General features: G+C 56.8%; 3 protein-coding genes and 3 pseudogenes. 3 read left to right on the top strand and 3 right to left on the bottom strand.

Going from position 1 to position 4,961, the window contains the following annotated elements:
• Positions 1-296: 296 nt before the first annotated feature.
• Positions 297-471, bottom strand: a pseudogene (locus DW49_RS1000000134450) (helicase-related protein); the annotation flags it as partial.
• Positions 472-710: 239 nt separating this feature from the next.
• Here DW49_RS1000000134450 and DW49_RS0126795 point away from each other — a divergent pair.
• Complete coding sequence (locus tag DW49_RS0126795) at positions 711-1,448, top strand: NUDIX hydrolase (RefSeq protein ID WP_005618500.1); 738 nt, start codon at positions 711-713, stop codon at positions 1,446-1,448.
• Positions 1,449-1,572: 124 nt separating this feature from the next.
• On the opposite strand, the pseudogene DW49_RS1000000131370 reads toward DW49_RS0126795, so the two are convergent.
• Positions 1,573-1,761 (bottom strand): annotated as a pseudogene (locus DW49_RS1000000131370) (IS66 family transposase); the annotation flags it as partial.
• A gap of 179 nt (positions 1,762-1,940) precedes the next feature.
• A complete protein-coding gene (locus DW49_RS0126785; protein ID WP_005618499.1) occupies positions 1,941-2,855 on the bottom strand; it encodes a LysR family transcriptional regulator in 915 nt (304 codons plus the stop codon).
• A 310-nt stretch (positions 2,856-3,165) separates the two neighbouring features.
• Between DW49_RS0126785 and DW49_RS0126780 the strand changes: the two genes are divergently transcribed.
• Together DW49_RS0126780 and DW49_RS1000000131365 are read left to right on the top strand one after the other, a co-directional pair.
• Positions 3,166-4,188 carry a zinc-dependent alcohol dehydrogenase family protein gene (locus DW49_RS0126780; protein WP_005618497.1) on the top strand — a complete coding sequence of 341 codons (1,023 nt, stop codon included), beginning with the start codon at positions 3,166-3,168 and terminating at the stop codon, positions 4,186-4,188.
• Between the two features lie 577 nt (positions 4,189-4,765).
• Positions 4,766-4,951 (top strand): annotated as a pseudogene (locus DW49_RS1000000131365) (hypothetical protein); the annotation flags it as partial.
• Positions 4,952-4,961 lie beyond the last annotated feature (10 nt).

Raw genomic sequence — 4,961 nt, 5'->3', positions numbered from 1 at the left:
TTAATCGGGGCATTGCAGGCTCGTATTGGTGTTGTGTGAGAACTCCAACAATACGGGCCTGTTCTCATAGGGATCAATAGGTTACGTGGAAACGGGAACAGACCCTAGACGGTGCGTAGTGTCGAGGGCGAAAGGCTGCTTTTGGCCGATTCTGTTTAAAGGTCGGCGGTCATTTGCAGCTAACGGTGATCCCGCCGGAGTTTTAAGTGTGCGACGCTGCGCCTGGGCAAGCAAGAAGGCTCCGAGGAGCCTTGCAGCTCCCCGCTCGGAGGAGAGGAAACGTCAGATTCAGGCCGGACCAATTGCCGGGCCAATGCCACCTCAACCGAGTCGCCGTCGTGATTCAGCACGTCCAATCCAGAGTCCGGTATGCCTCTCGGCGTACTCTGGCACGCCATGATCATCTAGCCAACAACTGCAGGCAGACATGTCGGCGTAGCCCAAGAAGATGACGCGAACCGCTGGCGTTTGTGTTCGTCCGTCGAAGTCATCTGGCCTCTCTGCGAAAAAATATTTCCTTTGCACTCAAATTTAGGTGCCCACCATCGCAGTCAGCGATGGCGTTAAGAAGATTTACTGCCTAGACGGTTACGCAGCAGTAATGAACACTCGGTAATACCATAAAGAGAGGTGCGCCCATCTGGCATCCATGCGCAAAGCAGTGTCCACCTCACTACAATGTCGGCAGATCGACCAATCCAAGGGTAAACGTGGAATTCAAACGTGACAGATACAACGGCGTCATTGTCGACGCCGCTTCGCTGCCGAACGAACCGCAAGCGTTGCGTGGCGTCCTCGACGGGTTAGTCGCCTTTATCGAGCACGAGCGCCTAGCGCTGGCCTGGGTCACACTGCCGATCAGCAACGCTCAAGGAATTCCGGTCTTCACCGCCGCCGGTTTCTCCTTCCATAGCTGTCTGACCGATCAGCTTACCCTGGTGCGCCGCTCATCCGAGCAGGCATTCGTCCCATTCATACCCACCCATACCATAGGGGCGGGCGCCATCGTCATTAACGACGCAGGGGAACTCCTCGTCATAAAGGAACGAGGTACTCCCGGGTTCAAGCTACCGGGGGGCCATGTAGACGCTGCTGAGCGAATTCAGGATTCGATCGAGCGCGAGGTGCTGGAGGAGACCGGGATCGAATCGAAGTTCGAATCCATCGTGGCGTTTACCACCAAACACCCCTACCAATTTGGAAAATCGAACATTCACTTTATCTGCCGAATGACGGCCTTGACGCAGCGTATCAACGTACTGGACACCGCCGAGATCGAAGAAGCCAAATGGGTAGCACTGCAAGCCTACCTGGCAGACTCCTGCAACAGCCTGTCCAACCGGCAGTTGGTCAGCGATGTCGCGTTCAGCCAAGGGCTCGTCTGCACTGAGTATTCCGCCAACATCGGGCTTCACAAAAAACAAGAGATTTTCACGGCGGCTTGCTGATCAATCGAAAAAGTCGCTTCTAGGCATGCGTCCAAGCATCACGGCTTTTGTGATTAAACCGGCTGCCATATATACGGAAGCAACTGGTCGATTTCACTCGTCCGCTGCGTCGCAGTGCTTGCTCAGCAATGCTCCCAATCTCGGTCACGCCGAGTTCAAAGCGGGCCTTGTAATCGCCGAAATCATCACAGACCATCTTACCCTTCCAGTCTTGAAGGAAGTTGCGAGCATGCTATCCGGCGCGGCTGGGGCTGAAGTCGTAAACTACCGCTGCCACATCCGCGAACTGGCTGGTGGGATATGCCCACGCATACCCGCACGCATATCGACGGGCTCGGTGGCGAGCCAGATGATGTCGATGCGCCCCCCCCCCGGTTTTTATTTACCGATTCTTATGAGGCCGGTCGCCCCGAACCGCTGGTTGTTCTCCAGCAATCGCACCTCGCGCGAACAATCTCCAGTTCGGGTGCGAATGTGCCCACCCAACGAAATCTACAAACTATCCGGATCCCCAAAAAACATCTGAATCCGCGACCTCAACCACCTTTCCCCAGGATCATTATCCTGCGCGCCCCGCCAAGCCATGTGCAGCTCAAACGTACGCGTCTCAATCGGCAAATCTTCAGCTCGTACGCCGCCAGCCGCCGTCAATACCTGCGCAGCATAATCAGGCACGGTGGCGATGATGTCGGTGCCGGTCAACAGTGTCGCCAGACCATTGAACTGTGGGACGGCGAGGACGACGTGGCGTTTGCGGTCGAGTTTTTCCAGGTGCTCGTCGATGAAGCCGCTCAGGTCGCCCGCGAAGGAGACCAGGGCATGGGGGCGGGCGCAGAAGTCGTCGAGGCTCAAGGGGCCGGGGATCGAGTCGGCGCGCAACAACTGTGGCTTGCTTCTGCGCAATACCTTGCGCTTGGCGTTGGCGGGCAGGTCCTGGGTGTAGCTGACGCCGACTGAAATCTCGCCCGAGGCCAGCAGTGGCGGCATCAGGATGTAGTTGACCCGCCTGACCACCAGCACGATCCCCGGTGCTTCGGAGCGCAGGCGCTTGAGCAGGGTGGGCAGCAGGGCGAACTCGACGTCGTCCGACAAGCCGATGCGGAACACCGAGGTGCTGGTGGCCGGGTCGAACTCTGAAGCCCGGCTGACGGCGGTCGAAATGGAGTCCAGCGCCGGGGAGAGCAGGGCGAAGATTTCTGTGGCGCGGGCGGTTGGCTCCATGCTGCGGCCGGTCCGCACGAACAACGGGTCGTCGAACAGCCCGCGCAGGCGAGAAAGCGCGGCGCTGATGGCTGGCTGGCCAAGAAACAGTTTTTCCGCCGCACGCGTGACGCTGCGCTCATGCATCAGGGTTTCGAAGACGATGAGCAGATTGAGGTCGACGCGACGCAGGTCGTTACGATTCATGCGGAATATCTCGGGCCATTTGTCGGTTGAGGACGTGAGCAGGGTGCGATAGTACGAGCAAACGCGGGTCCGGCGCAGGGAAAATTAATGGCGTGAGCGCGGAATGTCCACATGGCTTGCAATGTCTGGTCGACATGCGAACAATGGCGGCCATTATGCATCGTGGCGTCCAGACGCTGTCTGGCCGCGACATGTAGCTCACAGGACACAATCGATGACAGGCATGTCGACTATCAATAGCCACTGATAGTGTTCCCGGCAATGCCCGGATAAAGTTTGTGGCATCAAGGTTTACCAGGCGAGGTTCTAAATGTCCCGCACGATCCGTTTTCACCAGTTCGGCCCGGCCGAGGTGCTCAAGCTTGAAGAGCAGCCCGTCGCGTCGCCTGCACCCGGCGAGGTGCAGGTTCGCGTCCAGGCTATCGGTGTCAGCTGGTACGACGTTCTATGGCGGCAAAACCTCGCCTCTACCCAGGCGCGGCTGCCTGCCGGGCTGGGTTACGAGATGGCTGGCGTGGTCTCTGCACTGGGCGACGGCGTCGATGATCTGCAGGTGGGTGACAAGGTCGCCAGCTTTCCTGCGGCCGATGCCAACCAGCATCCGGTTTATGGCGAATGCATCGTCATGCCGCGCCTGGCGCTGACCCGCTACCCGGACGTGCTGACGCCTGTCGAAGCCAGTGTGCATTACACGCCGTATCTGGTGGCATACTTTGCCTACGTCGATCTGGCGCGCATCAAGGCTGGCCAGACGGTGCTGGTCACCGATGCCAGCCATTGTTCCGGACCTGCGTTCGTGCAACTGGGCAAGGCGCTGGGTGTTCGTGTCATCGCCGCGACCAAGACCGAAGATGCGCGTGAGTACCTGCTTTCGCTGGGTGCCGACAAGGTGGTGGTCACCGAAGAGCAGGATTTGTTGATGGCGATCAACAAGTACACCGACAACCGCGGCGTCGATGCGGTTTTCGATGGTCTCGGTGGCCCGCAGATGTCGATCATGGGTGATGTGCTCGCGCCACGCGGCAGTCTGGTGCTGTATGGCCTGCAAGGCGGCAATCAGACGCCGTTCCCGGCCTGCGCAGCCTTCCAGAAGAACATCCAGTTTTACGTGCACTGCCTGGGCAATTTCACCGGCAAACCGGAACTGGGCATCACTCAGGATCAGCAGGCGTTGCAGCGTGCGTTGCAGGACATCAACCAGATGACCGCCGACAATATCCTGAAGCCGTTGCAGACGCGCAGCTTCCCGTTCGATCAAGTGGTGCAGGCGCACCGTTACATGGATGTCTGTCCGATTGGCGGGCGTGCGGTGCTTGAGATCGAGACTGTCTGATTCAGCGCTTTTTCACACCTGTGCTTGTTGTCTCGAAAGCCTTCCCTACGGAAGGCTTTTTGCATTTCGCTGTAAAAAACTGCTGTTGATCCATTATTTCAGGGCGACTGAAAATAACGGGCCGATATTTCAGAAGTGCGTACGGTCGTATGGGTTTTTCATGTGCGATTTACGGTTTATTTGAGTTTATCGGGTCTGTCAGTAATGCAAGTGCAAAGTTGGCGTTTCCTACGGGTCATGACGAAAACGCGATGGGGTGCGAATAAGGTGGTGCGCTGGAGAACCTTTATTGGCCTGCCTGCAAGTCTGAAAGTGAATACGTCGAGGATCGCTACAGCCTTGATAGGCATAAAGGCATGATTAAACGGCATGTTTAAATTAAGTTTAGTTTTCTGGTGGAGTGCGCAGTTTTCAAAAGCAAACTGTATATTGTAATTGTTTTGCAGATACTGATAATGCGTCGTTAATTACTACTCAGGGAATGAGTCATGCTCGACTACACACTTGATGACCAGGCTGATGTTCGATGCTGTGCCCGTACGTTGCCGTGTCTTGTTCAACAGGCAGGTGACCTACAATGAGTTCTATTCACGAACAGGCAATGAATTACGTCTACCAACAAGTGCTGCAGCGTTTGTTGGGGTATTTCAGCCGTGCTGAGCGCACGGCATTGCAGTTGCTGATTCAGCGATTGATTGTCGCCGCTGGCGGGATCGAGCGAATATCCGGCTTCAAGGTGCTGGTGGCGTTTGGCGGCGGCAAGTTATAAGCAA

It is taken from the genome of Pseudomonas avellanae BPIC 631 (assembly GCF_000444135.1).
GTDB classification, from domain to species: Bacteria; Pseudomonadota; Gammaproteobacteria; order Pseudomonadales; family Pseudomonadaceae; genus Aquipseudomonas; species Aquipseudomonas avellanae.
The sequence above is the reverse complement of the archived record's forward strand: the minus strand, read 5'-3'. Positions and strand labels throughout refer to the sequence as shown.